General features: G+C 68.4%; 27 protein-coding genes. 7 read left to right on the top strand and 20 right to left on the bottom strand.

Annotated features, from left to right (window positions below):
- The 5 genes from VKZ87_RS03175 to VKZ87_RS03195 form a co-directional block, all read right to left on the bottom strand.
- A partial coding sequence (locus VKZ87_RS03175) for a hypothetical protein (RefSeq protein ID WP_324219799.1) occupies positions 1-390 on the bottom strand: 390 nt, incomplete at its 3' end.
- A gap of 12 nt (positions 391-402) precedes the next feature.
- Positions 403-1,473 (bottom strand): gentisate 1,2-dioxygenase, encoded by a 1,071-nt coding sequence (gene gtdA, locus VKZ87_RS03180; protein WP_324219800.1) that lies wholly within the window; start codon positions 1,471-1,473, stop codon positions 403-405.
- A gap of 163 nt (positions 1,474-1,636) precedes the next feature.
- Complete coding sequence (locus tag VKZ87_RS03185) at positions 1,637-2,353, bottom strand: Phenylacetic acid catabolic protein (protein WP_324219801.1); 717 nt, start codon at positions 2,351-2,353, stop codon at positions 1,637-1,639.
- Between the two features lie 10 nt (positions 2,354-2,363).
- Positions 2,364-3,281 (bottom strand): SDR family oxidoreductase, encoded by a 918-nt coding sequence (locus VKZ87_RS03190; protein ID WP_324219802.1) that lies wholly within the window; start codon positions 3,279-3,281, stop codon positions 2,364-2,366.
- Positions 3,278-4,309: a 2Fe-2S iron-sulfur cluster-binding protein gene (locus VKZ87_RS03195; protein WP_324219803.1), complete on the bottom strand. Its 1,032-nt coding sequence runs from the start codon at positions 4,307-4,309 to the stop codon at positions 3,278-3,280. Before VKZ87_RS03195 ends, VKZ87_RS03190 begins: the two co-directional genes overlap by 4 nt.
- Positions 4,310-4,620: 311 nt before the next feature.
- Between VKZ87_RS03195 and VKZ87_RS03200 the strand changes: the two genes are divergently transcribed.
- Positions 4,621-5,187 (top strand): MarR family transcriptional regulator, encoded by a 567-nt coding sequence (locus VKZ87_RS03200; protein ID WP_324219804.1) that lies wholly within the window; start codon positions 4,621-4,623, stop codon positions 5,185-5,187.
- Positions 5,188-5,199: 12 nt separating this feature from the next.
- Here VKZ87_RS03200 and VKZ87_RS03205 read toward each other — a convergent pair whose 3' ends face one another.
- The 3 genes from VKZ87_RS03205 to VKZ87_RS03215 all read right to left on the bottom strand — a co-directional run bounded on the left by VKZ87_RS03205 (position 5,200) and on the right by VKZ87_RS03215 (position 7,289).
- Entirely contained in the window at positions 5,200-5,976 is a 777-nt protein-coding gene (locus VKZ87_RS03205; protein WP_324219805.1) for a response regulator transcription factor, read from the bottom strand.
- Positions 5,977-6,045: 69 nt separating this feature from the next.
- Positions 6,046-6,696, bottom strand: coding sequence for a PAS domain-containing protein (locus VKZ87_RS03210; protein ID WP_324219806.1), 651 nt, complete (start codon positions 6,694-6,696; stop codon positions 6,046-6,048).
- Entirely contained in the window at positions 6,696-7,289 is a 594-nt protein-coding gene (locus VKZ87_RS03215) for a PAS domain-containing protein (RefSeq protein ID WP_324219807.1), read from the bottom strand. Before VKZ87_RS03215 ends, VKZ87_RS03210 begins: the two co-directional genes overlap by 1 nt.
- Before the next feature lie 178 nt (positions 7,290-7,467).
- Here VKZ87_RS03215 and VKZ87_RS03220 point away from each other — a divergent pair, with 178 nt between their 5' ends.
- Together VKZ87_RS03220 and cueR are read left to right on the top strand one after the other, a co-directional pair.
- On the top strand, positions 7,468-9,885 hold the full coding sequence (locus tag VKZ87_RS03220; protein WP_324219808.1) for a heavy metal translocating P-type ATPase: 2,418 nt from the start codon (positions 7,468-7,470) through the stop codon (positions 9,883-9,885).
- A 1-nt stretch (position 9,886) separates the two neighbouring features.
- Positions 9,887-10,282, top strand: a complete 396-nt coding sequence (gene cueR, locus VKZ87_RS03225; RefSeq protein ID WP_324219809.1) for a Cu(I)-responsive transcriptional regulator — start codon at positions 9,887-9,889, stop codon at positions 10,280-10,282.
- A 51-nt stretch (positions 10,283-10,333) separates the two neighbouring features.
- On the opposite strand, the gene VKZ87_RS03230 is transcribed toward cueR, so the two are convergent.
- Together VKZ87_RS03230 and VKZ87_RS03235 are read right to left on the bottom strand one after the other, a co-directional pair.
- Positions 10,334-10,954 (bottom strand): outer membrane protein, encoded by a 621-nt coding sequence (locus VKZ87_RS03230; RefSeq protein ID WP_324219810.1) that lies wholly within the window; start codon positions 10,952-10,954, stop codon positions 10,334-10,336.
- 176 nt (positions 10,955-11,130) lie between these two features.
- A complete protein-coding gene (locus tag VKZ87_RS03235; RefSeq protein ID WP_324219811.1) occupies positions 11,131-11,790 on the bottom strand; it encodes an outer membrane protein in 660 nt (219 codons plus the stop codon).
- Positions 11,791-12,050: 260 nt separating this feature from the next.
- Here VKZ87_RS03235 and VKZ87_RS03240 point away from each other — a divergent pair, with 260 nt between their 5' ends.
- Positions 12,051-12,275, top strand: a complete 225-nt coding sequence (locus VKZ87_RS03240; protein WP_324219812.1) for a hypothetical protein — start codon at positions 12,051-12,053, stop codon at positions 12,273-12,275.
- Positions 12,276-12,324: 49 nt separating this feature from the next.
- Here the strand turns inward: VKZ87_RS03240 and VKZ87_RS03245 are convergent, their stop codons facing one another.
- From VKZ87_RS03245 to VKZ87_RS03270, 6 genes are all read right to left on the bottom strand, one after another.
- Positions 12,325-13,053, bottom strand: a complete 729-nt coding sequence (locus VKZ87_RS03245) for an amino acid ABC transporter ATP-binding protein (protein ID WP_324219813.1) — start codon at positions 13,051-13,053, stop codon at positions 12,325-12,327.
- A complete protein-coding gene (locus VKZ87_RS03250) occupies positions 13,034-13,690 on the bottom strand; it encodes an amino acid ABC transporter permease (RefSeq protein ID WP_324219814.1) in 657 nt (218 codons plus the stop codon). Before VKZ87_RS03250 ends, VKZ87_RS03245 begins: the two co-directional genes overlap by 20 nt.
- A gap of 19 nt (positions 13,691-13,709) precedes the next feature.
- Positions 13,710-14,372, bottom strand: coding sequence for an amino acid ABC transporter permease (locus VKZ87_RS03255; RefSeq protein ID WP_324219815.1), 663 nt, complete (start codon positions 14,370-14,372; stop codon positions 13,710-13,712).
- Positions 14,373-14,460: 88 nt separating this feature from the next.
- Positions 14,461-15,261, bottom strand: coding sequence for a transporter substrate-binding domain-containing protein (locus VKZ87_RS03260; protein WP_324219816.1), 801 nt, complete (start codon positions 15,259-15,261; stop codon positions 14,461-14,463).
- 129 nt (positions 15,262-15,390) lie between these two features.
- Complete coding sequence (locus tag VKZ87_RS03265) at positions 15,391-16,485, bottom strand: hypothetical protein (RefSeq protein WP_324219817.1); 1,095 nt, start codon at positions 16,483-16,485, stop codon at positions 15,391-15,393.
- Between the two features lie 3 nt (positions 16,486-16,488).
- Positions 16,489-17,109, bottom strand: a complete 621-nt coding sequence (locus tag VKZ87_RS03270; RefSeq protein WP_324219818.1) for a TIGR00645 family protein — start codon at positions 17,107-17,109, stop codon at positions 16,489-16,491.
- A gap of 205 nt (positions 17,110-17,314) precedes the next feature.
- Between VKZ87_RS03270 and VKZ87_RS03275 the strand changes: the two genes are divergently transcribed.
- Positions 17,315-18,619 (top strand): glycoside hydrolase family 2 TIM barrel-domain containing protein, encoded by a 1,305-nt coding sequence (locus VKZ87_RS03275; RefSeq protein WP_324219819.1) that lies wholly within the window; start codon positions 17,315-17,317, stop codon positions 18,617-18,619.
- A gap of 83 nt (positions 18,620-18,702) precedes the next feature.
- On the opposite strand, the gene VKZ87_RS03280 is transcribed toward VKZ87_RS03275, so the two are convergent.
- A complete protein-coding gene (locus VKZ87_RS03280) occupies positions 18,703-19,422 on the bottom strand; it encodes an extensin family protein (protein WP_324219820.1) in 720 nt (239 codons plus the stop codon).
- A gap of 254 nt (positions 19,423-19,676) precedes the next feature.
- Here VKZ87_RS03280 and VKZ87_RS03285 point away from each other — a divergent pair, with 254 nt between their 5' ends.
- Positions 19,677-19,856, top strand: coding sequence for a DUF1328 domain-containing protein (locus VKZ87_RS03285; protein WP_324219821.1), 180 nt, complete (start codon positions 19,677-19,679; stop codon positions 19,854-19,856).
- Between the two features lie 241 nt (positions 19,857-20,097).
- Here the strand turns inward: VKZ87_RS03285 and VKZ87_RS03290 are convergent, their stop codons facing one another.
- The 3 genes from VKZ87_RS03290 to VKZ87_RS03300 form a co-directional block, all read right to left on the bottom strand.
- Positions 20,098-20,316: a hypothetical protein gene (locus tag VKZ87_RS03290; RefSeq protein ID WP_324219822.1), complete on the bottom strand. Its 219-nt coding sequence runs from the start codon at positions 20,314-20,316 to the stop codon at positions 20,098-20,100.
- Between the two features lie 151 nt (positions 20,317-20,467).
- A complete protein-coding gene (locus VKZ87_RS03295; protein ID WP_324219823.1) occupies positions 20,468-20,716 on the bottom strand; it encodes a KTSC domain-containing protein in 249 nt (82 codons plus the stop codon).
- Positions 20,691-21,836, bottom strand: a complete 1,146-nt coding sequence (locus tag VKZ87_RS03300) for a DNA topoisomerase IB (protein ID WP_324219824.1) — start codon at positions 21,834-21,836, stop codon at positions 20,691-20,693. The genes VKZ87_RS03295 and VKZ87_RS03300 overlap by 26 nt, the downstream gene beginning before the upstream one ends.
- Before the next feature lie 263 nt (positions 21,837-22,099).
- On the opposite strand from VKZ87_RS03300, the gene VKZ87_RS03305 reads away from it, so the two are divergent.
- Entirely contained in the window at positions 22,100-22,492 is a 393-nt protein-coding gene (locus tag VKZ87_RS03305; protein WP_324219825.1) for a hypothetical protein, read from the top strand.
- Position 22,493: the final 1 nt, after the last annotated feature.

Genomic DNA, 22,493 nt, shown 5'->3' on the forward strand with positions numbered 1-22,493 from the left:
CGAGACATGGGTGAGCGCCACCATCAGGTCATGCTCGTCGCTGCGCTGCAGGGCCTCGTCCAGCAGCGCGCGGCGCATCTGTTCTTCCGCTTCCCACCAGTCCTGGCTCCAGTCCGGCGCCTGGGCGGCGGCGGCGGCGGCACGCCAGTCCTCAACCGCGCCGACGCGCACATCGGGAAAGCCGAGACCCGCGACATAGAGCTCGGCATCCTCGATCTCGGACGGCTCCAGCGGCTGGCCGACGGCGGCGAACCAGCTCATGCCGCCGATCAGCTTCGCTAGCCGCGCCACGCCGCGTAGCGGGCCGTCATCGGCGAGGCTCAGATGCTCGAGCTCTTCGTCCTCATCGTCGTCATTGGCGACTTCGACGACCTTGTGAAACTTCACCATGGGATATGCCTTCTACCGGTTGCCGCGGCTTTCGCGCCACAGGCCGAGCGCCTTCTGCACCGGCCGGTCCGAGAAGCTGAACAGCACGGCATCGCTGTTGGTTGCATGATGGCGGTGCGGCACCCAGCTCGGGATCACGAAGGTGTCGCGCTTGCTCCAGTCGAAGCGCTGCGCCGCGTCGCCGTCGCCCACCAGGGTATAGCCTTCCCCCTCCACCACGCTGAACACCGTGGCGTCCGAGCAGCGGTAGCGCTCGCCGCTGAAGCCCCTGGGCAGCAGCTGCATGAAGGTGCCGATGGTGGGCATGGCGCTCTGGCCCGTCGCCGGATTGACATACTGCAGCTTCAGGCCGTGGCAGGGGTCCCATTCCTCGGCGCGCCGCATGGTCTCCAGCGCCTCGCGGGTGCGGCGGTAGGGATAGTTGAAGACCGGCGAGGTCGGCGTCCGAACCTCGTGGTCGACCGGCAGCAGGCCGGAACCGTAGCGCGCCAGCGCATCGCCGACGGGACGCGACAGCGGCTGGCTGTCCTCCGGGTATTTCTCGGCAAAGGAACAGTCCAGCGTCTGCACCAGCGGGATGTCGAGCCCGTCCATCCACACCATCGGCCTGTCGGACTCGTTGCCGTGGTCGTGCCAGGTCCAGGACGGCGTGATGACGAAGTCGCCCTCCTCCATGAGGGTCTTCTCGCCGTCCACCGCCGTATAGGCGCCGCTGCCCTCGACGACGAAGCGCAGGGCCGACTGGGTATGGCGGTGCGACGGCGCGACCTCGCCGGGCATGATCAGCTGCAGCCCGGCATAGAGCGCGGTGGTGATCTTCGACTGGCCCGGCATGCCGGGATTCTCCAGCACCAGCACGCGGCGCTCGGCCTCCTTCGCGGTGATCAGGCTGCCGGCTTCCATGATCGCGTCGCGGATCGCGGCGTAATGCCAGATCGCCGGCTGGCAGGCGCTTTTCGGCTCCGGGATCACCAGGCCATGCAGCACCTCCCAGAGCGGCGCCAGCTTGTGCCGGCCGATCCGCTCGTAATAGGCCCGGCGCTGCTGCAGCACGGACGGATCAGGCGCGGTCTGCTGGTTCATGGCTTTTCCTCCGCAGGGCGGATGCGTTCAGCATATCAGAGGTTCGTGCGAACCCAAGACGTGGATGCCCGGCACAAGCCCGGGCATGACATGGATATGATGGCGACGCTCTACTCTAATTGTCATGGCCGGGCTTGTCCCGGCCATCCACGATTTTCTTTACTCACGCCGCGGCCGGCAGGTCCGGCAGCTTCAGCCTGAAATGGCCTTCGACGAGTTCCTTCACGCGGGCGAGGTAGTCGGCCAGCATCTCCTCGTTGGAGCGCTGCTTGATGCCCCATTTGCGGTAGATCTCGTTGTTCTTCGAGCCCGCCCGGCCGAAGAAGGCCGGCAGATAGGGGAAATAGCGGTCGATGGCGTCCTGCACCTCGGCGCGGCCCTGCTCGGTCCTGAGCAGCTCGTCGCAGAAATCCTTGCCGAACTGGGCGTGGAAGCGTTCCTCCGGCATGGTCATGCGCGAGAGATTGCGCAGGGGCAGGAAGCTGCAATGGGCGAGGTCTTCCACCTGCAGGATCTCGGCCAGATCGGCGATCGCCTTGATGACGCAGAACTCGGCCCAGGTCTTGAGCGGGAATTCGAAGATCGAGAGCGGGCGCTTGTCCGGGTTCGGCACCATCTTCTCGGCCGGAATGCCCATCTCCAGGCCGAGATCGCGGAAGCGCACATGGTGGCCGTATTCCTCCATGGCGACGCGGCAGGTCAGCCATTTGGCGTAAGGGTTCGGCGCCAGCGCGATGGCCGGCTCGTCGAAGACCTGCGCGCCGTAGAGCTCGTTCACCGCATGGCTGATGACGATCTTCTCCAGGGCGACGCGGAATTCCTCCGGCTGGTCGGCCAGTTCGGCGCAGGTCTTCACGGTGGGAATGGCAGGGGCGGACATTGCAGGCTCCTCAGGTCACGGGATCGGTGTTGAAGACTTCCAGGTCGGTTTTCAGGTCGGTGTAATGCGGCGCCAGCGTCGCGGCGGCGGCAGCATTCAGCGCCGCGAGGTCGCCATCGCCCTTCGTCACCAGCTGCGCCGCCGGGCGCGGCTGGCTGAACAGGAAGACCTCGCGCCCGCGCACGCCGAACAGCTGCCCGGTGACGTTCGCCGCCAGGTCCGAGCAGAGCCAGCTCACGAGGGTGGCGACATGGCGCGGCTCGGCTTTCAGCGCGCGCTCCTTGTAGGCGGCCTGCGCCTCGTTGGCCGGCCGGATGCTGTCGGTCACGCGGGTGGCGGCAAACGGCGCAACCGCGTTGCAGGTCACCTGGCTGCGCGCCATGTCCATGGCGACCACGCGGGTGAGGCCCAGCAGGCCGGCCTTTGCGGAGGCATAGGCCGCCTGGCCGAAATTGCCGTAGAGCCCGGCCGAGGAGGTGATGTTGACGATGCGGCCATGCGACCGGCCCGCCTTCTGCTGCTCGCGCATGAAGGGCGTCGCGGCGGCCGCGAGATAGAAGGCGGCGAAGAGGTTGGTGCGCAGCACGGCCTCGAAATTCGCCGCATCGCCCTTGAAGATGAAGGCGTCGCGCAGGATCGCGGCGTTGTTCACCACGATGTCGATGCCGCCGAGCTGGTCCACCGCCAGCTTCACCGCCTGCTGCGCCGCCTCGGGGCTGGCGATGCTCTGCGGGAAGGCCATGCCGCCGATATCCGCGGCGGCGTCGGCGGCCACCTTCGGATCGGCGCCGGTGCCGTCGATGCCGGTGCCGGGATCGGCGATCAGCACCTTCGCGCCGCGCGCCGCCAGGTCCTTCGCGATCGCCAGGCCGATGCCGCGGCCGCCGCCGCTCACCAGCGCCACGCGGCCTTTCAGTTCACCACTCATGCAGCACCCTTGTTCAGTGCGGCCTTATCGGCCTCGGTGTAGAAGGCGTCGGCATGGCAATCCTCGCGGCGCAGGCCGGCACCGGTCAGCGCCGCCATGCAGGTCTCGACCATCGCCGGCGGGCCGCAGAGATAGGCTTTCGCGCCGTCGAGATTGCCGTGATCGGCCTTCACCGCATCGGCGAGGAAGCCGGTGCGGCGCTGCGTCTCGCCGCTCGGCTGCGACAGCACCGGGATGAAGCGGAAATTCGGATGCCGGGCCTCGAGATCGCGGAAATGGTCTTCCAGATAGAGGTCGCGCTCGTCGCGCACGCCGAAATAGAGGTGGATCGGCTGCTTCATGCCGAGCTGCAGCGCGCGTTCGGTGATCGACTTGATCGGCGCCAGCCCCGAGCCGCCGGCCAGCGCGATGATCGGCCCGGTATGGTTCTCGCGCAGGAAGGAAATGCCGCGCGGGCCTTCCACCGTCACCGCGTCGCCGGGTTTCAGCTGCTCCAGCACATAGGGGCTGACCCTGCCGCCGGGCACCAGGCGGATGTGGAATTCCAGATCCTTCTCGCCCGGCTGGCTCGCCATCGAATAGTCGCGGGTCGGCAGGCCGGGAAAGGTCACCGCGGCATACTGCCCGGCGGAAAAGACGAAGGGACCGCCGGCATCGATCTTCAGGCGGATGCGGCGGATGTCATGGGTCACCGCCTCGATGCTGATCACGCTGCAGGTCAGCCTGCGCTGCGGATGGGCGGCGATCTCGCCCTCCTCCAGCCAGGCCACTTCGCAGTCCGACTGCGGCGTGGCGCGGCAGGCGAGGATCAGCCCGGCGGCGCGCTCCTCGTCCGACAGGGCGAATTCGGAATAGGGCAGCATCTCGACCTCGCCGCGCAGCAGCATCGACTTGCAGGCGCCGCAATTGCCCGACTGGCAGCCGCAGGGATAGTCGAAGCCGGCAAACTGCGCCGCCGACAGGATGGTGTCGCCGTCTTCCACGGTCACCGGCTGCGGCAGCTGGCGCACGATCACGGTATGGGCCACGGGGGCGGTCCTCGCGCTGGTCTCGCGGTGTTTCCTCAGCCGGGATGATAGGGCGGGGCTCGAAGGAGTGTCAAATTGTTTGGCATCCCAACAATCAGCGAAATTGCCCATCGCCGCGGGATCGGCTATGAAGTCTGCGGCGTCCGCCGCGCCGCGTCCGGGCAAAAGAAAACGCCCGGTCGGGGGGCAACCGGGCGTTATGCGCAAAAGGCTGCGCGAAGAAAGCGCCGGAAGGGGGGGATCTTCCGGCACCCGCGGCAGCTTGCGCCGCCGCATGAACCCGATATGGGTTCGCCAACCGGAGTTTCCAAGTGAGCGATGCCAACATTTCCGTGAAGGCGCGACCGGTGCGACCCAAAGCCGCGACGCGACGCGCGGCGGCTGCCGGCAACGGGCGCAAAGACGGGAAAAAACCGGCCTCGCCGGCCGTTCTGGGCGTGCTGCCGGATCTGCTCGGCTACACGCTCCGCCGCACGCAGGAGAGCGTGTTCAACGATTTTCTCACGAATGTCACAGCGCGGCTCGGGCAGAACGGCACCGGTGGCCTCACGCCGGGCCAGTTCGGCGTCATCGCCATCATCGCGGCCAATCCGGGCCTCAAGCAGATCGCCCTGGGCAGCGCGCTCGGCGTCGACCGCTCCACCATCGTCGCCGCGCTCGACCGGCTGGAACAGCGCGGCCTGATCGAGCGCCGCGCGGTGCCGCATGACCGCAGGGCGCATGCCCTCACCCTCACTCCGGAGGGCCAGCGCCTCTACAGGAAGGCGCTCACCCTGATCGAGCGCCATGAAGCGCGCATCGCCGCCGGCCTCACGCCGGAAGAGCGTGCCCAGCTCATGCTGCTGCTCGGGAAAGTGATGCGCGCGGCGGAGGCCTGAGCGGAAACCCGCTCAGGAATGCTGCAAGCCGCCGTATTCGGGATCGATCAGGCGGTAGCCCAGCCGCGGCTCGGTGAGCAGGAAGCGCGGCTCGTCGGGATCCTTCTCCAGCTTGCAGCGCACCTTGCGGGCCAGCACGCGCAGGGCCTGGCGCTGCTCGGCATTGTCGTGGCCCCAGAGCGTTTCGGTGAGCTGCCGCGTGCCGACCGGCTGGCCGCTGCGCTGCGCCAGCATCTTCACGAAACGCGCTTCCATCGGCGACAGGCGGACCGGGCGGTCCTCGCGCCGCGTGTCGCCGGTCGTGGTGTCGATCTGGAACGGCCCGACCTTGACCAGCCCGTTCGGCACCGCGCCGCGATCGGCGCTGCGGCGGAAGGCGACGCGCACGCGGGCCAGCAGCTCGCCGGGATCGAAGGGCTTGGTCACGTAATCCTCGGCGCCGAGATCCAGCGCGCGGATCTTGTCGTCGACCTCCTCGCGGCCGGACAGGATGATCACCGGCGCGCGTACCCGGGTCTCGCGGAAGCGTTCCAGGATGTCGAAGCCGGTCATGTCGGGCAGGCCGATATCCAGCAGGACGAGATCCGCGCCGCCCGCCTGGCTCAGCCCCTCGGCGCCGGTCGGCGCCTCGTAGACGCTGTAGCGCGCAGCCTCCAGGGTCGCGCGCAGGGCGGCGCGCACGGAGGTCGAGTCCTCGATCAGAAGAATGCTGCCCGGATCAGCCGTCTTGTGGATCAATGCCAGCCGGCCCTCCACCAGTTCAGGGTCGTTCCCGACCGTACTCCGCATTAAACTTAGTAAAAAAGAAACCGCAGGCCCAGCCTTTAATGCACGCGCAAGACGTGTGCCTGAACCGGATCAGATACCGGGGATACCGGCTCCGATATCAATAAACCGAAGATTGCGGCCAAAGTTCCGCACCACCATGTCACGCTCGCCGTCGCTGCGGAGCGGCTGGCGCGGGAACCGGCTCACCACCGCGAAGACCCGCACCGGCTGGTCCTCGCTGTCGGGCAGCACCGGCGCCGAGGCGATCTCGACGACGCAGCGACGGCCGGAGCGGAATTCCAGCTCCTGGTGCGCGATCACCGCGCAGGGCTGCTTCACGTGCAGCCAGAGCAGCTCGCCGCGCTTCTGCTGCTTCGCCGGATCGGTCAGCGCGATGTAGCTGCGCCCGGTCAGCCGCGCGCCATACTGGTTCTCGATCTCGGTGCCGGCGAGGCGGAAGGTGGCGCGGTCGGGGCCATGCACTTCCAGCACTGCCAGCTGCGGCATCAGCCGCGCGATGCTGGTCAGGTCGACCTGCTGCCGGCGGGGCAGCAGCTGGGTGCCGCGCCAGGACTGCCATGCGGCGAGGAATTTCCGGCTTTCCGGGCTGCAGCCCTCGAAGGACATTGTCGTCGGCGCCGCGTCGCCGGCGGGCATGGCCGCGGGCGGCGCGGGGCGGGGCTCCGGCCGCGACGACAGGAGGGTGCGGATATGATCGTCGCTGAAAATGCCCTTGCCCATCACTGCACCTGCTGTGCCTGCAGCGGCATGCTGCCCGTCAGCGGCGGAATTCCGGCGCCGATATCGATGTAGCGCAGGCCTTCGCCCTCGGCGTAGGAATCCGGGATCACGTCGTCCGGAGCGCCGCCGCGCATCAGCGGCGAGGCGCAGGCGAGGATCAGGGTCGCCGACGCGCTGCCTTCCGTCGCGGTATCGGCCAGCAGCGGCGCCGAGACGAGTTCCACCGGCAGCAGGCCGCCGGTCTCGTCGCGCAGCCAGTAATAGATGACAGCCGCGCAGGGCTGGGCGGCTTCGGCCAGCAGCAGGGCGGCGCGCCGGGCGCGGTTCTGCGGCTCGGTGAGGTCGAGGTAGTTCCGGCCGGTCAGCTCCTCGCCGAGGATCGCGTGGATGGCGCTGCCGGCGAAGCAGATCGGCATGCGGTCGTGACTGCGGATTTCCAGCAAAAAGCAGTAGGGCAGCAGGGCGCCCAGCGCCGCGGTGTCGATGTCGCGGCGATGCGGCAGCAGTCGGCCGCGCCGCCAGCCATCCCAAAGAGCGAAGAACTGCCGGCTCGGGGCCGTCAGTGCTGCCGGAAGGGAGGCGGTGAGTTTCATCGCGCGGGACGATAGCGCGCAGCCCGGCGCGCCGCCACATAATCAAACAGTTACAAAACAGATCAATTCTTGCAGTGCGACCCGATGCCGCGGCCCGGCCAGCATCCGGGCGCCAATTGCCTTGACCTTCCCACGATGGGAAGCCCTATCTCTAAGAGGCAATGAAGGATGCCGCATCATGACCGCCAGCGCCGTTTCCGCCATCCGCAGCCTCGACCTTCCGGTCGAAGGCATGACCTGCGCCTCCTGCGCCGGCCGCGTCGAAAAGGCCCTGCGCGCCCTGCCCGGCGTGCAGGCGGCACGCGTCAATCTCGCCAGCGACACCGCCCATGTGGAATTCACCGGCCCGGCCGCGCCGCTGGTTGAGGCGATCGCCCGCGCCGGCTACCGCGTGCCGGAAGAGCGCGTCGCGCTGGAGATCGGGGGCATGACCTGCGCCTCCTGCGTCAGCCGGGTCGAGGCGGCGCTGAACCGCGTGCCGGGCGTGGCGCAGGCCAGCGTCAATCTCGCCAGCGAGCGCGCCGAGGTGACGCTCGCCCGCGGCATGGCCGATGCCGCCGCGCTGGTCGCCGCCGTCCGGCAGGCCGGCTACGACGCGCGGCCGGTGCATGATGCCGCCGAAGCCGGTCAGCCGCAGGAGGACCGGCATGCCGCCGCCCTGCGCCGCGAAGGCCGGCTCGCGCTGCTGGCCATCCTGCTCAGCCTGCCGCTGATGGGCGGCATGGTGGCGGAACTCGCCGGGTTCCCTCACCTCATGCTGCCGCCCTGGCCGCAATTCGTCATCGCCGGCTTCGTGCAGCTGGTGCTCGGCTGGCGCTTCTACCGCGCGGCCTGGGGCGCCCTGCGCGCCGGCGCCGGCAACATGGATCTGCTCGTCGCGCTCGGCACCTCGGCGGCCTTCGCACTCAGCCTGTGGAACTGGGTCGCGGCGCCGCCGGGACAGATGCCGCATCTCTACTTCGAGGCCTCGGTGGCGATCATCGCCTTCGTGCGGCTCGGCAAATGGCTGGAGCTGCGCGCCAAGGCGCAGACGCTGGAAGCGCTGCGCGGCCTGATGCAGCTCAGGCCCGCCACGGCGCGGCGCCTGCGCGGCGACGGCAGCGAGGAGGAGATCGCCAGCGCGCAGCTCGTGCCCGGCGACCGCATCGTGGTGCGCGCCGGCGAGGCGATCGCTGCCGACGGCGAGATCGTCGAAGGCCATGCCAGCATCATCGAGGCGATGCTGACCGGCGAGAGCCTGCCGGCCGAGCGCAGCGCCGGCGACATCGTCCATGCCGGCACGATCAACCGCGACGGCCGCATCGTGGTGGCGGTCACCGCCACCGGCGGCGAGACCATGCTGTCGCGCATCGTGCGCTTGGTCGAAACCGCGCAGGCCAGCAAGCCGCCGGTGCAGAAGCTGGTCGACCATATCAGCGCCGTCTTCGTGCCGGCGGTGGTGCTCGTCGCGCTGCTCACCTTCGTGCTGACCTATGCGCTGACCGGCAATGCCGAACCCGCCCTCGTGCATGCCATCGCGGTGCTGGTGATCGCCTGTCCCTGCGCGCTCGGCCTCGCCACGCCGGCGGCGCTGATGGTCGGCACCGGCGTCGCCGCCCGGCACGGCATCCTGGTGCGCGATGCCGAGGCGCTGGAGCAGGCGCGCAACCTGAAGGCCGTGGCCTTCGACAAGACCGGCACGCTGACCCTGGGCCAGCCGGCCGTCACCGACACGGTGGCGCTGGACGGCGACGATGCCGCGCTGGTGCTGCAGGCCGCCAGCCTGCAGGCCGGATCGCAGCATCCGCTGGCCGAGGCGCTGCGCGGCAGGGCCGGCGACGCGACCCTGCTGCCGGTGCAGGATTTCCGTGACTGGCCGGGCATGGGCATTTCGGCAAGGCTGGACGGCCGCCTGCTCGTCCTCGGCAATGCGCGTCTGCTGCGCGAGCACGGCATCGATGCCGCGGCGCTGGAAGAGCGCGCGGCCGCTCTGGCCGCCCAGGGCCGCACGGTGTCCTGGCTGGCCGAAGCCGCGCCGGCGCCGAAGCTGCTCGGCCTCATTGCCTTCGGCGACGACGCCAAGCCGACATCGGCTGCGGCCATCGCGCGCCTGCATGAGATGGGCATCGAGACGATCATGCTGTCGGGCGACAGCCGCGGCGCCGCCGAGGCGGTGGCGGCCAGGCTCGGCATCGACCGCGTCGAGGCCGGCATCCTGCCGCAGGACAAGGCGGCACTGATTGCCGAACTGCGCCGGCAGGTCGGCGGCGCGGTCGCCATGGTGGGCGACGGCATCAACGACGCGCCGGCGCTGGCCTCGGCCGATGTCGGCATCGCCATGAGCACCGGCACCGACATCGCCATGCAGACCGCCGGCATCACGCTGCTGCGCGGCGATCCCGCCCTGGTGCCGGAGGCGATAGCGGTGGCGCGCGCTACCTATGCCAAGATCCGGCAGAACCTGTTCTGGGCCTTCATCTACAACGTGGTCGGCATCCCGCTCGCCGCCTTCGGCCTGCTCAGTCCGATGCTGGCCGGCGCCGCCATGGCGCTCAGCTCGGTCTCGGTGCTGACCAATGCCCTGCTGCTGAAACGCTGGCGGGCGGAAGGAGCGTGACATGAATATCGGCGAAGCGAGCGCGGCCTCGGGCGTCAGCGCCAAGATGATCCGCTATTACGAAAGCATCGGCCTGATGCCGCCGGCCGGGCGCAGCGGCAGCGGCTACCGCGTCTACGGCGAGCAGGACGTGCACATGCTGCGCTTCATCCGCCGCGCCCGCGATCTCGGCTTCTCGCTGGAGGATATCCGCGCGCTGCTCGAACTGTGGCGCGACCGCAGCCGGCCCTCGGCGGCGGTGAAGCAGATCGCCTTGCGCCATATCGACGAGCTCGGGGTGAAGATCGCCGAGCTGCAGGCGATGCGCCGCAGCCTGCAGCATCTCGCCAACGCCTGCCATGGCGACGACCGGCCCGACTGCCCGATCCTCGAGAATCTCGAAAGCCGCGCGCAATGAAAAACGGCGGGGATCGCTCCCCGCCGTCGTCAGACTCTTCTGCCGGAAAACTCAGAAGCCGTAATGCAGCGCCAGCCGGGCGACATGCATGCCGGTGTCGTCGAGGCCGTGCTCGCCGTCGTTGATCCACTGGTAGCGGTAGGACGGCACCAGCGTCATCTCCGGGGTGAGCTGGTAGGTCAGGCCGATCTCGCCGAAGGCGGTCAGGTCGGTGCTGTCGCCGCCGGCCGGCAGGGTCGCGCCGCCGATGGTGGTGGCGGGGCGGCTGTTGCGCTGGTGGACGATGCCGGCGCCGGCGCCGACGAAGGGCGTGACGACGAAATTGACCGGGATGTCGTAATAGACCGCGCCGGTCAGCGAATACATGTCGATGTCGCCGCCGACCTTGGTGCTGCCGGCATTGTCGCGGGTGACGCGGTCGTTCTCGACATTGCCGTAGGCGAGCTCGGCCTCGGCGCGGAAGCCGTTGCCATAGCGGTAGCCGGCGCCGAGGGCGAAGCCGTAGCCGTTATAGGTCTTCACCTCGTCGAAGCTGCCGCTGCCATCATAGTCGCGCGGCACCAGCCAGGAGCCGGCGACGGAGCCGTACCAGCCCGGCTTCTGCTGCTCGGCCATGGCAGGGGGAGCGACGAAGGCCGCGGCGGCGATCACGGCAAGGGCAAGGCGACGCATGGGGAAGTCCTTGTTGTTGTTTGCTGGTCACTGAACAGAAACGCTAGATAGGCAGGCAGCGGGCGACCCGCAAGGATTTTCCGCTGCACCGCCAGTGACTTCCGCAGGCTGTTGCCGCAAGGACACAGATGCGCGCTGCAGAGGGGCCACCGGGGCCCCCCTGCGGTTGTGGCGCATCAGAACCAGTGCCGGAGGCCGAGGCGCAGCATGTGCATCTCGGTATCGTCGAAGCCGTCGGTGCCGTCGTTGATCCACTGGTAGCGGTAGGACGGCACCAGCTCGAACTGCGCCAGCTTCACCGTGACGCCGGCCTCGGCGAAGGCGGTGAAGTCGGTGCTGCTGTCGTCGTCGGCCGCGACGGTGACGCCGCCGACCGTCGCCGCGCCGCGGTCGAGCCGCTGGTGCACCACGCCGGCGCCGGCGCCGATGAAGGGCGTCAGCATCGTGCCGGTCGGGATGTCGTAATAGGCGGCACCGGTCAGCGAATACATGTCGACATCGCCGCCCAGTCCGACGCTGCCGCCGCCCGAGCGTGCCTTGCTGAAATCCATGGTGCTGTAGCCGAGCTCGCCTTCCAGGCGGATGTTGTTCGGCATGCGATAGCCGGCATTGAGGAACAGGCCCCAGCCGTCATCGCGTTCGACGGTAACGCCGTTGCCGTCGGTGTCCTCGGGCATCAGCCAGCCGCCGGTGATGCCGCCATACCAGCCGCTGCGCAGGGTGGTGGACTGCTCCCAGCGCAGTTCGTCGCTGGCGCGGGTCTGGGCTGTGGCATCGGCAACGGCGAAGGGAAGGACAAGCAGGATGGAAAGGGAAGCCGCAAGGGCAATACGCATGTGAAAACCTCGATGTGATGAACGCAGACTGCACTCCTGGTGGCGCCGCGCAGGCACGGCGCCTCGCAACAACGATCGGCAGGCGGAGTCGGATCGGCGGCTCCGGTCGATTCGACGGCAGTGTTGTAGTTGCGCAACAGCGTCTGTTGCCGCTGCCACTGCGGTGACGAGGGAACCGTCCCGCCCCGGTGTTGTTACGGACTCATCCACGGCACCGTTGCAACACCATCGCCAGCCTGAGTGCGGCAGGGAGGGTTCTTATGCGTCTCTACAACGCCGATATCGCGTTCGTGCCCGCTTTTCCGGGCAATACCAGCTTCGTGCTGGCGACCCATCGCAACAAATCCGTGCGGGTGCGGGCGGCGAAATCGCCCGATGCAGCGAAATCGCTCGCCGACGAACTGCAGCATGCCTTCCACAGCCATGCCCTGCCGGGCGATGTCGCGGAAAAGCTCAGCGACCGTTTTCAGCTGTCGCGGCGCTGAGCGCCGCCGGCATCATCGTTCCCGGAAAATCAGGCGCGCGGACCCGGCTCTACAGCACGGCGCCGAGGAACTGGCGCAGTTCCGCCGTCTGCGGCGCGTCGAACAGCTGCGCCGGCGGCCCGGCCTCGTGCACCCGGCCCTGATGCATGAAGACCAGCAGGTCGGCCACCTCGCGGGCGAAGCCCATCTCGTGGGTCACCATGATCAGCGTCATGCCGCGCTCGGCGAGGTCCTTCACCACCTTCAGCACCTCGCCCACCAGCTCGGGGTCGAGCGCCGAAGTGATCTCGTCGCAGAGGATGATCTTCGGCTGCATGGCCAGCGCGCGGGCGATGGCGACGCGCTGCTGCTGGCCACCCGACAGCTGCTCGGGATAGGCGCCGAATTTCTCCGCCAGACCGACCTGGGCCAGGCAGTCCCGCGCCAGGCCTTCCGCCTCGCGTTCGCTCGTATGCTTCACCACCATGGGCGCCAGCATCACGTTGCGGCCGGCGCTCAGGTGCGGGAACAGGTTGAACTGCTGGAACACCATGCCGACGCTCTGGCGCAGGTCGCGCAGGGCTTTCGCATCCTCGCCGACGACGCGGCCATCCACGGTGATGCGGCCGTCGTCATGGGTCTCCAGACCGTTGATGCAGCGCAGCAGCGTCGACTTGCCCGAGCCGCTCCTGCCGATGATGGCCACCACCTGGCCGGACTCGATCTTCAGGTCGATGCCTTTCAGGACCTGCAGCGCGCCGAAGCGTTTCTCCACGCCGTCAAGCCGTACGAGCGACATTGAGCCTCCTTTCCAGCCGGCGGCTGAGCAGCGAAAGCGGGAAGCACAGGGCGAAGTAGAGCAAGGCCACCAGCCCGTAGACGAGGAAGGATTCGAACGTGGCGTTGTTGATCATGGTGCCGGCCTTGGTCAGCTCGACGAAACCGATGATCGAGGCGAGCGCCGTGCCCTTCACCACCTGCACGGCGAAACCCACGGTGGGCGGCACCGCGATGCGCAGCGCCTGCGGCAGGATCACGTAGCGCATCTGCTCGGGCCAGGAGAGCGCGAGGCTGGCGCTGGCTTCCCACTGGCCCTTCGGGATCGCCTCGACGCAGCCGCGCCAGATCTCGCCGAGGAAGGCCGAGGTGTAGAGCGTCAGCGCCAGCGCGGCGGCAACCAGCGGCGGCACGTCGAGGCCGAGCAGCGACAGGCCGAAGAAGCAGAGGAACAGCTGCATCAGCAACGGCGTGCCCTGCAGCAGCTCGATGTAGAGCCGCGCCGCCCAGGTCACGGCGCGATGGCGCGTGATGCGGGCGGCGCAGACCAGCAGGCCGACCGCGCCGCCGCCGATGAAGGCGATCAGCGACAGCAGGATGGTCCACTGCGTCGCCAGCAGCAGGTTGCGCAGGATGTCCCAGAAGGTGAACTGCGCCATGGCTCAGATCTCCATCCCGTCAGGCCCGCCGGAACACGCGCGCGCCGATCAGGCGGAAGACCTGGCGGAAGCCGAGGCTGAGCAGCAGGTAGATCGCCGTGATGACGAAATAGACCTCGAAGCTGCGGAAATTGCGCGACTGGATGAAGTTGCCGGCGAAGGTCAGCTCCTCCGCCGAGATCTGCGACACCACCGAGGAACCCAGCATGACGATGATGAACTGCGAGGTCAGCGCGGGATAGATCTTCTGCAGAGCGGGCAGCAGCACGACATGGCGGAAGACCTGCCAGCGAGTCATCGCGAGGCTGAGGCCCGCCTCCCACTGGCCCCTGGCGATCGCGTCGATGCCGGCGCGCACGATCTCGGTGGCGTAGGCGCCGAGATTGATCACCATGGCCAGCAGGGCGGCCTGGTTCGCCGTCATCTTCACGCCGATCTGCGCCAGGCCGAAATAGAGGAAGAAGAGCTGCACGATGAAGGGCGTGTTGCGGATCAGCTCGACATAGAGCCCGGCCAGCCAGCGCAGCGGCGCATGCTGCGAATTGCGTCCCAGCGCGCCGAGGATGCCGACGATCAGCCCGAGCACGGTGGAAACCGCGCTGAGCTGGATGGTCAGCCAGGCGCCGCGCAGCAGCAGGTCGCCATAGGCGAAGACATCCGCGAAGTGGAAGGTGTAGGTCATCGTACGGCGAAGGCCCTCACCCTCGGTCCCTCTCCCCGAGGGAGAGGGAGGAGTCCGCCACAACGCGGCGGGAGGATGAGGGTATGTTTCAGCTCGGCAGATCGGTGGTGAGCGGCTGGCCCAGCCATTTCAGGCTGATCCTGTTCAGCGCGCCGTCGGCCCTGGCTGCCGCGATGATCTCGTTGACCTTCGCCTTCAGCTTCGGCTCGTTCTTGTTCAGCCCGATATAGCAGGGCGATTCCTTGATGATGAACTTGGTCTCCGGCTTGTTCGGCGGATTGCGCGCGATGATCGCCGCCGCCACGACATTGCCGGTGGCGATCAGCTCGGTCTGGCCCGAGAGGAAGGCCGTCATGGTCGTGTTGTTGTCCTCGAAGCGTTTGATGTCGGTGCCTTCGGGCGCGATCTTGGTCAGCTCGAGGTCTTCCAGCGCGCCGCGGGTAACGCCGATGGTCTTGCCCTTCAGGTCGGCGGCGGCCTTCACCGCCGACTTTGCCGGGCCGAACACGCCGGAGAAGAACGGCGCGTAGGCGGAAGTGAAGTCGATCGCCTTCTCGCGCTCGGCATTCTTGCCCAGCGAGGAGATCACCAGGTCCACCTTCCTGGTCTGCAGGTAGGGCAGGCGGTTGGCCGAGGTGACCGGCACCAGTTCCAGCTTCACCTTCAGCCGGTCAGCGATCAGCTGCGCCATGTCGATGTCATAGCCCTGCGGCTTGAGGTCGGTGCCGACGCTGCCGAAGGGGGGGAAATCCTGCGGCACGGCGATGCGGATCACGCCGGCCTTCACGATGTCGTCCAGTGCTTCGGCGCGGGCGGCGGTGGCCTGAAAGGACAGGGTCAGCGCCGCGGCAGCGGCGGCAAGGATGGTGCGGCGGGAGAAGGCATGCATGGCGAACCTCGCTTCAGAGACAGACGAAGAAGCGGTTCGCAAGAAGCATGCCGGGTTGTTGGACTGCAAAAGCCCCGGCTTTGCGCCCGCTCATACCCGCTCGGCGGCAGACTGCCTAAATAGCAGGCATCAGGGCAGGATGCGGTACAGCCGCAGGCCGTGACCCTCGATGCGGTCATGCAGCAGGCCGCGCGCCAGGTCGGCGTCGAGCGGCCCGAAACCCTCGTCGCCGGGGCCGCGCGTCGCGCCCTGCAGCGGGCGGGGAAAGCCGATGCGGACGGCATGGCTGGCGGAATCGATGTTGACCGCGATCAGCAGCAGGCCGCCTTCCCAGGGGCGCAGGATCGTGCGCACCGGCGCCGCCGGCCGGCCGCGATCCGGCTCGCTCGCCTCGACCGCCACCTCGTAGGCCTGCATCGCGTCGGGCTGCAGCAGCGCCGACTGCAGCCGCGCGATGCGGCGGTTGAGCTGCGCCACGGCCTGCCACAGCCGTTTCGCCGCGGCGGCCTCGGCGGGCGTGGCGATGCGCGGCGGCGCGCTGCCCGCATCGGCGGTGCGGATGCCGTAATCCAGCTGCGGCGCCGGGGAAATGCCGATCATGCCGGCATTGCGCGCGGCGTAATTGTCCTCGCCCTGCCAGATCAGGCCGCTGGCGCCATGCAGGATCGCGGCGAAGGCGAGCGCCTGCGCCGCGGCCGGATCGGGCAGCGGCGAGTCTTCACTGGCATGGACCGGCAGCAGGGCCCAGACCGGCCGGCGGCCTCCCGCCTTCACCGTGGCGGCGAAGGCATCGATGCGCGCCGGGTCGCGCGGCAGGGCGATCACGGCCGCCGCCGAGGCATCCAGCAGGACGGGCCTGGACTCGTCGCCGGACTGCGCGCGCAGCAGCTGCACGCGCGAGCCATCGGCTGCCCGCAGCAGCGCCGAGTAAGGCTGTTCGGGATCGGCGGCCACGGCGTTGAAATCGGCGGCGAAGGCGTCGCGGAAGCCGCGCGCCACGCCCTGGCGGTAATCCACCAGCGCGCCGCCGAGCGCCAGCGTGAAGACCGAGCGCTGCGGATCGAAGCGGGTCAGTACCGCGCCGCGGCGGTCGAGATGCGGCAGGGTGTCGGGCCAGGGCTTCTGCACCGCCTGCGGCGAGACGACATAGATCGGCCCGGACGACGGAGCGCAACCGGCGGCAAGCAGGCCGAGCAGCACGACGGCAGCGGCCCGTTTCGGCATGGATCAGTCTCTGGCCCTGCCGGCCGCCCCGGCCTCGCGCGTCTCCGGCGCCTCGCCATGCTCGATCACCGTGCCTTCGGCCACTTGGGTGCCCGCGGGGATATGCGGATCCTTGCCATGGCCTTCGGCGGATTCGGTCAGCCGGTCCATGAAGGCGAGCAGCACGCCGGAGACCACGAAGGTCATGTGGATGCCGACCAGCCAGGCCAGTTCGGTACTGTCGCGGTTCTCGATGTTCATGAAGGCGCGCAGCAGCTGGATTGCCGAGATCGCCACGATGCTGGCGATCAGCTTCAGCTTCATGCCGGAATAGTCGATCTTGCCCATCCATTCCGGCCGGTCGCGGTGCTCGCCGATATCCAGCTTGGAGACGAAATTCTCGTAACCGGAGAAGATCACCAGCAGCAGCAGGTTGGCGGCCAGCGAGAGGTCGATCAGCGCGAGGATCGACAGCACCATCTCGCTTTCGCTCATGCTGAAGGCATGGCTCACCGCATGGAACAGTTCCTGCAGGAACTTGACCAGCAGCAGGACGATGCCGACGGCCAGCCCGAGATAGAAGGGCGCCATCACCCAGCGGCTGGCGAACAGGGTGCGTTCAAGGAGCGATTCGAGACGCTGCATGGAAATACCGGCAATCGGGCGGAAAAGCAGGCCAAGCTAGCGCAAGCCCCGTGCCGCTCCAAGTGTCGTCGCCGTGGCAGCGGGCAGCCACCGGCGGCGCCGGCATCTTGCACGGCGCGGGTTTCGACCCCACATCACTGAGCCATGAAATGACCACCGCCATGTCGCTTGCGTTGCACCAGGCTTCCGGCAAGAGTCTCCCGCCATGCCTCGCCCCGCTCTCCGGCCTCGCCGCCGCGCCCTCCGCCATGTCACCCTGACCGGCCTGTTCGCGCTCGCCGTCGCCCTGACGGCCGTCGCGGGCCCGGCCCGTGCCCAGGCGCCCGCCGCGCAGCTACCGGTCACCCAGGTCGCCATCCAGGGCGATCGCATCCTGGTCGACGGCAAGCCCTTCATCGTGCAGGGCGCGGCCGGCCAGAGCCGCATGGGGCTGCTCAAACAGCTCGGCGCCAACACCATCCGCACCTATGGCGACGAAACCGGCTTCGTGCTCGACGAGGCGCAGAAGCACGGGCTGAAGGTGATCGCCGGCTTCTGGATGGAGCATCCGCGCCGCGGCTTCGACTACAGCGATCCGGCCCAGGTCGGACCGCTGATGAAGAAGCTCGAGGAATTCGTCGACCGCTACAAGAACCACCCGGCCCTGCTGATGTGGGGCATCGGCAACGAGGTCGAGGCCGAGCTGCCGGATGCCGCCGCCGTCTGGCCGGCGATCGAGCAGGCCGCCAGGCTGGTGCGCCAGCGCGATCCGAAGCATCCCACCATCGCCGTCCTTGCCGAAACCGGCACCGACAAGATCGAGAAGCTGCGCAAGCTGGCGCCCAGCATCCAGGTGCTCGGCGTCAACTCCTACGGCGAGGCGCTGCATACCGTGCCCGACCGCGTGCGCGCGCAGGGCTGGAAGGGCCCGCTGGTGATCACCGAGATGGGTCCGCTCGGGCAATGGGCGGCTCCGCGCACCAACTGGGGCGCGCCGATCGAACCGACCAGCGGCGAGAAGGCCGTGCTGCTGGCGCGCGCGCTCGAGCATCTGCGCGACAAGACCCAGGGCCAGATCGTCTTCTACTGGGGCCAGAAGCAGGAAGTGACGCCGACCTGGCACAGCCTGCTGCTGCAGAACGGCGAATGGACGCGCAGCGCCGAGGTGCTGGCGCATCACTGGGGCGGCGCGACGCCGAACGGCAACCGCGCGCCGCGCATCCTGTCGCTGAAATTCGCCCAGGAGAACGAATGGGCCAAGGACGCCACCGTCCGCGCCGAGATCGCGGTGGAGGATCCCGACGGCGACCAGGTCGGCGTGGTCTGGACCGTGATGGCCGAAAGCACCGAGAACAAGAAATTCGGCGATGCCGAGACGGTGCCGCAGGCCTTCCCGCAGAGCCTGCGCGATCCGGGCCCGAAGGGCGTCAGCATCGCCGGCCTGCAGCCGGGCAATTACCGCCTGTTCGCCACCGTGCGCGACGGCAAGGGCGCGGCGGCCACGGCCAACCTGCCGTTCCGGGTCAAATAGATTCCCTTCGTCGCTCCCGCAAAAGCGGGAATCCGGCAATGGCTGTTCTGGGCTCCCGCTTTAGCGGGAGCGACGATATGCGGCTACCGGCAGATACTGAATCCGCCCATGTCGAGATGCAGGTGGTCGGCATGGGCGGCGTTGTAGTCGGGGCCGAGCACGGTGCGGAAGAAGCGGCAGGCGCCGTCGCGCAGGTCGCGCAGGAAAGCCGCTTCAGGCGTCGCCGCCGCATCCCTGCCGCGCCAGTGGCCGCTGAGCGAGATCCGTTTTCCGTCTGACAGTGTGAGCGCCGCGAGATCGAAGGCATTGGCGCGCGCATGCTCGCTGCGTCTGGTGCCGCCACGCACGTTGCGGCAGGCATAGCTGCCGAGATGATGCAGCTGCGTCACGCGCGCACCGAAATGCTGCTGCGCCAGCGGCTGCAGCGCATGGCGCTCGAACATCGCCCAGGCCACCGCCAGCGGACAGCTCGCCAGGAAGGAGGCATTGAAGCGCAGACCGGTTTCCGAGCCCGTGGCGCCGACGCGCACCGCATGCTCCAGCCGGCACTCCGCCGTCATCTCGCGGTCGGACACGGGCAGGGTCTGCAGCTGAGACGTCGCAAGCGCGGCGCGGCAGTCTTCCGGCCGCGACAGGCGCAGCAGCTTCCACGCGGTCACGAAGGTGGGGCGGTCGTGCAGATGCAGCGGCGCGAAGGGATCATAGGCCGGCGGCGGCCGCAGCCAGCCCTGCTGCCACGATACGGCGATCACGCCTGTAATCAGCGGAATCGCGATGAGCCACAGGACAGCACGCCGGTTCATGGCGACGAGATGATGCGTCTGCGTTGCCGGGGAAAGGGCCGCAGGGCTGCGACCGGATGGTGGCCGGTGCCGGGCAATGCGGGCGAAAAAGGCAGCGGGCCCCTTGCCGGGCGGACTTGGGCTGTGACCAGCGGAAAACCGCCGCGATCCGTCGCGGCACAAAACGTCCGGTGTCGTGTTCCTGCCATCAATGCCGCACCGCTTCAGCGGGCAGTCGCGGCGGACGACCGGATAAACCGGATAAGGAGTAAACCATGCTCTACTGGGCCCTGATCTTCTTCATCCTGGCGCTGATTGCCGGCCTGTTCGGATTCACCGGCATTGCCGCCGCATCCGCCAGCATCGCGCAGATCCTGTTCTTCATCTTCCTGGCCGTCTTCGTCATCAGCCTGATCGCCCATCTGGTGACCGGCCGACGGCCGCCGCTGGCCTAGCGTTTACCGGCGCGGTGCGCCGCGCCGGCGTTTCTTCCTCCATTCTTTCTTCCCCCCAACTCGACGGGCATGCAAATGCCCGTCATCTTTTTGCCCGGGGGATGCGATCGCATTGTCCATGGAGGTCCGTCATGCTCGCGCGTCACGCGAGCAGCGCGGGCAGGGCGGGCAGGATTGGGCGAGATCCCCCGGCCAGGCCCGAGGATGAACGTGGTAACGGCGATCTGCTGCCCTGTCGCGCCTAGCGCGACTCCACCGGTGCCGGTGCGGCGATCTCGGCCACCGGTTCGCCGGCCTTGCGGCAGGCGGGCATGACGCTGAGCTTCGGTGCTTTGGCGCCGGACGGGACGGCGTCGGCGACGACGGCCCGGTCGGTGCAGACCATCTGCGGCTTCTGCTGGTCCCAGACCGGGTTGCCGCCGGCAAGCAGGATGGCGACCAGGAGTGCGGGCATCTGCATGGCACTTCTCCCCGAGAAAGCTGCCCCCGTCTTTTCTTCTCCTCCGTGAGGTTTGTAGCCCTGCAACGCCCGCCGTCGTCGGCCGTTCCACAATTCCTGCAAAAATCTTCCCCAACGGAAATTCTCCCGCCACGGGTTGCAGAAGCGCGGCTCAGCGCAGGCACCGATAGGCGAAACGCGGCCGGATATGGCGGTTGAAATAGCGGCCCTTGGAGTCTGCCCGCATCAGCCCGGCATGGATGCGCGGCGGCACGTCGTAATAGGCGTAGATGCGCCCGGAGGTGAAGGTCAGCGTCAGCACCCGCGCCGCGCCGGAATAGGACACCCGGCGCAACGTGCTCGACTCCACCACCGGCCCCTTCCCGGCGGCGCCGTCACGCCGGCGCGCCGCGCCGGCCATTCTGTCCGCCCTGCCGGCTGCCCCGGCCGGCCTCCCGGCGCGCCCGCCGCGATGCGGCCTCGAGATGCGCCAGCAGCGCCTGTTCTTCCGGCTTCAGTCCCGCCATGGCGCGTCCGCGCGGCGGGCGGATCTTCAGCCGGTGCGCGCCGGCCTCGTAGGACTCGATCACCGCCGGGTGGATGTAGCATTTGCGGCAGATGGTCGGCGTGTTGCCCAGCCGCTCGCCGACCTGCATCACGGTGGCGCGCAGGTTCCTGGTCGCCTCGCGCCTGCTGGCCGGCGCGGCGAAGGCCTGCAGGGCCAGTCCGGCCAGCAGCGTGCCGCCCCAGGTGCGGAAATCCTTCGCGGTGATCTCGCCGCCGGTGATCTCGCGCAGGTATGCGTTCACGTCGGACGACGTGATGCTCTGCCGCCCGCCATCGGCATCGAGATACTGGAAGAGATGCTGCCCCGGCAGGTCCTGGCAGGCCTTCACGATTTTCGTTATGCGGCGGTCGCGCAGCCGCAGCCGCCAGTGCTTGCCGCTCTTGCCCTGGAAGTCGAAGCGCAGTTCGGCGCCATTGGCTTCCACATGGTGGTCGCGCAGGGTGGTGATGCCGTAGCTGCCATTCTGCTTCGCGTAATCCAGATTGCCGATGCGGATCAGCGTGGTTTCCAGCAGATGCACGATGGTGGCCAGCACCTTCTCGCGCGGCAGTCCTGGCCTGGCCATGTCGCGCTCCAGCCTGTCGCGGATCTGCGGCAGCAGCCGCGCGAAGGCGGCGAGGCTCTCGTACTTGTTGGCCTCGCGCGAACTGCGGAAATCGGGATGGTAGATATACTGCTTGCGGCCGCGCGCATCGCGGCCCGTCGCCTGCAGATGGCCGTTCCCGTCGCGGCAGATCCACACCTCGGTCCAGGCCGGCGGGATCACCAGCGCGCGCAGGCGGTCCAAAGTGGCGCGGTCGCGCAGAGTCCTGCCGGTCTGATCGCAGTAGACGAAGCCCTTTCCCGCGCGTCGCCGCGTGAAGCCGGGATCGGTGTCGCTGACATAGGTGAGGCCGGCATGGTGCGCGGCGTCCCGGCCGGCCGGAATTGCCTCGATGGCGGCAGCTTCGCTTTCGGTCGCCGGCCTCTTCATCCGCTTAAAGCCCCTCAGACAGCGCGCTTTCCCAACAAAGAAGCGGCTATCCGGTTCCTTTGCGAGGGAACCGGGCGGCGCGGCGGGGGTTGTATCCATGACGCGCCGCAGTGGGCCTGGGCCCGCAGAGCGTCAGCGCCGGCGGCCGCGACATTGCAGAAACGTCAGAAACGACAGCGGCCGGTTCCCTCTCCCGTCAGGAGGCGGAACCGGAATCGGCAGTTTTACCCCGAAGTTTCGTGTTGAGAGAGGTTTCCAGATCCATGCCCCGTCCGTCCCCCGGTTCGCTGCCCCCGCCGCGCAAACCCGTTTCCGCTTCCGTGAAATCGCAGACCCGGCAGGGCGGGCCGGCATCACAGCCGGAAACGCCGGAGGATTTCCGCATGCTGCAGCAGCGCATCGCCGACGCGGTGTCGCGCCAGCACAGGCTCTGCGCCGCCAAGCAGGCCTGCGAGGCCGAGCTGTCGCGCCTGAACAAGACGCGCCGCCTGAACGGGCACGATGCCGCGCTGGCCAGCCAGTATGACGACAAGATGGAAGAGATGCGCGCGCTGGCGGCCGATGCCGAACAGGCCGCCACCGAGATCGGCCGTTACAGCGGCGATCTGCTGATGTACCAGCTGCGCGGCGGCCAGGTGCCGAAGCGCCCGCAGTAAA

Source organism: Ferrovibrio sp., from assembly GCF_035304305.1.
In the GTDB taxonomy this organism is placed as follows: domain Bacteria; phylum Pseudomonadota; class Alphaproteobacteria; order Ferrovibrionales; family Ferrovibrionaceae; genus Ferrovibrio.

What these genes read in the sequence shown, in the direction of transcription:
- VKZ87_RS03255 (WP_324219815.1), bottom strand. Translation starts at nt 14,372, where the DNA reads ATGACCTACACCTTCCACTTCGCGGATGTCTTCGCCTATGGCGACCTG.
- VKZ87_RS03275 (WP_324219819.1), top strand. Translation starts at nt 17,315, where the DNA reads ATGCCTCGCCCCGCTCTCCGGCCTCGCCGCCGCGCCCTCCGCCATGTC.
- VKZ87_RS03300 (WP_324219824.1), bottom strand. Translation starts at nt 21,836, where the DNA reads ATGAAGAGGCCGGCGACCGAAAGCGAAGCTGCCGCCATCGAGGCAATT.
- VKZ87_RS03185 (WP_324219801.1), bottom strand. Translation starts at nt 2,353, where the DNA reads ATGTCCGCCCCTGCCATTCCCACCGTGAAGACCTGCGCCGAACTGGCC.
- VKZ87_RS03280 (WP_324219820.1), bottom strand. Translation starts at nt 19,422, where the DNA reads ATGAACCGGCGTGCTGTCCTGTGGCTCATCGCGATTCCGCTGATTACA.
- VKZ87_RS03305 (WP_324219825.1), top strand. Translation starts at nt 22,100, where the DNA reads ATGCCCCGTCCGTCCCCCGGTTCGCTGCCCCCGCCGCGCAAACCCGTT.
- VKZ87_RS03295 (WP_324219823.1), bottom strand. Translation starts at nt 20,716, where the DNA reads ATGGCCGGCGCGGCGCGCCGGCGTGACGGCGCCGCCGGGAAGGGGCCG.
- cueR (WP_324219809.1), top strand. Translation starts at nt 9,887, where the DNA reads ATGAATATCGGCGAAGCGAGCGCGGCCTCGGGCGTCAGCGCCAAGATG.
- gtdA (WP_324219800.1), bottom strand. Translation starts at nt 1,473, where the DNA reads ATGAACCAGCAGACCGCGCCTGATCCGTCCGTGCTGCAGCAGCGCCGG.
- VKZ87_RS03205 (WP_324219805.1), bottom strand. Translation starts at nt 5,976, where the DNA reads ATGCGGAGTACGGTCGGGAACGACCCTGAACTGGTGGAGGGCCGGCTG.
- VKZ87_RS03215 (WP_324219807.1), bottom strand. Translation starts at nt 7,289, where the DNA reads ATGAAACTCACCGCCTCCCTTCCGGCAGCACTGACGGCCCCGAGCCGG.
- VKZ87_RS03240 (WP_324219812.1), top strand. Translation starts at nt 12,051, where the DNA reads ATGCGTCTCTACAACGCCGATATCGCGTTCGTGCCCGCTTTTCCGGGC.
- VKZ87_RS03190 (WP_324219802.1), bottom strand. Translation starts at nt 3,281, where the DNA reads ATGAGTGGTGAACTGAAAGGCCGCGTGGCGCTGGTGAGCGGCGGCGGC.
- VKZ87_RS03260 (WP_324219816.1), bottom strand. Translation starts at nt 15,261, where the DNA reads ATGCATGCCTTCTCCCGCCGCACCATCCTTGCCGCCGCTGCCGCGGCG.
- VKZ87_RS03220 (WP_324219808.1), top strand. Translation starts at nt 7,468, where the DNA reads ATGACCGCCAGCGCCGTTTCCGCCATCCGCAGCCTCGACCTTCCGGTC.
- VKZ87_RS03265 (WP_324219817.1), bottom strand. Translation starts at nt 16,485, where the DNA reads ATGCCGAAACGGGCCGCTGCCGTCGTGCTGCTCGGCCTGCTTGCCGCC.
- VKZ87_RS03270 (WP_324219818.1), bottom strand. Translation starts at nt 17,109, where the DNA reads ATGCAGCGTCTCGAATCGCTCCTTGAACGCACCCTGTTCGCCAGCCGC.
- VKZ87_RS03210 (WP_324219806.1), bottom strand. Translation starts at nt 6,696, where the DNA reads ATGGGCAAGGGCATTTTCAGCGACGATCATATCCGCACCCTCCTGTCG.
- VKZ87_RS03285 (WP_324219821.1), top strand. Translation starts at nt 19,677, where the DNA reads ATGCTCTACTGGGCCCTGATCTTCTTCATCCTGGCGCTGATTGCCGGC.
- VKZ87_RS03245 (WP_324219813.1), bottom strand. Translation starts at nt 13,053, where the DNA reads ATGTCGCTCGTACGGCTTGACGGCGTGGAGAAACGCTTCGGCGCGCTG.
- VKZ87_RS03235 (WP_324219811.1), bottom strand. Translation starts at nt 11,790, where the DNA reads ATGCGTATTGCCCTTGCGGCTTCCCTTTCCATCCTGCTTGTCCTTCCC.
- VKZ87_RS03250 (WP_324219814.1), bottom strand. Translation starts at nt 13,690, where the DNA reads ATGGCGCAGTTCACCTTCTGGGACATCCTGCGCAACCTGCTGCTGGCG.
- VKZ87_RS03230 (WP_324219810.1), bottom strand. Translation starts at nt 10,954, where the DNA reads ATGCGTCGCCTTGCCCTTGCCGTGATCGCCGCCGCGGCCTTCGTCGCT.
- VKZ87_RS03290 (WP_324219822.1), bottom strand. Translation starts at nt 20,316, where the DNA reads ATGCAGATGCCCGCACTCCTGGTCGCCATCCTGCTTGCCGGCGGCAAC.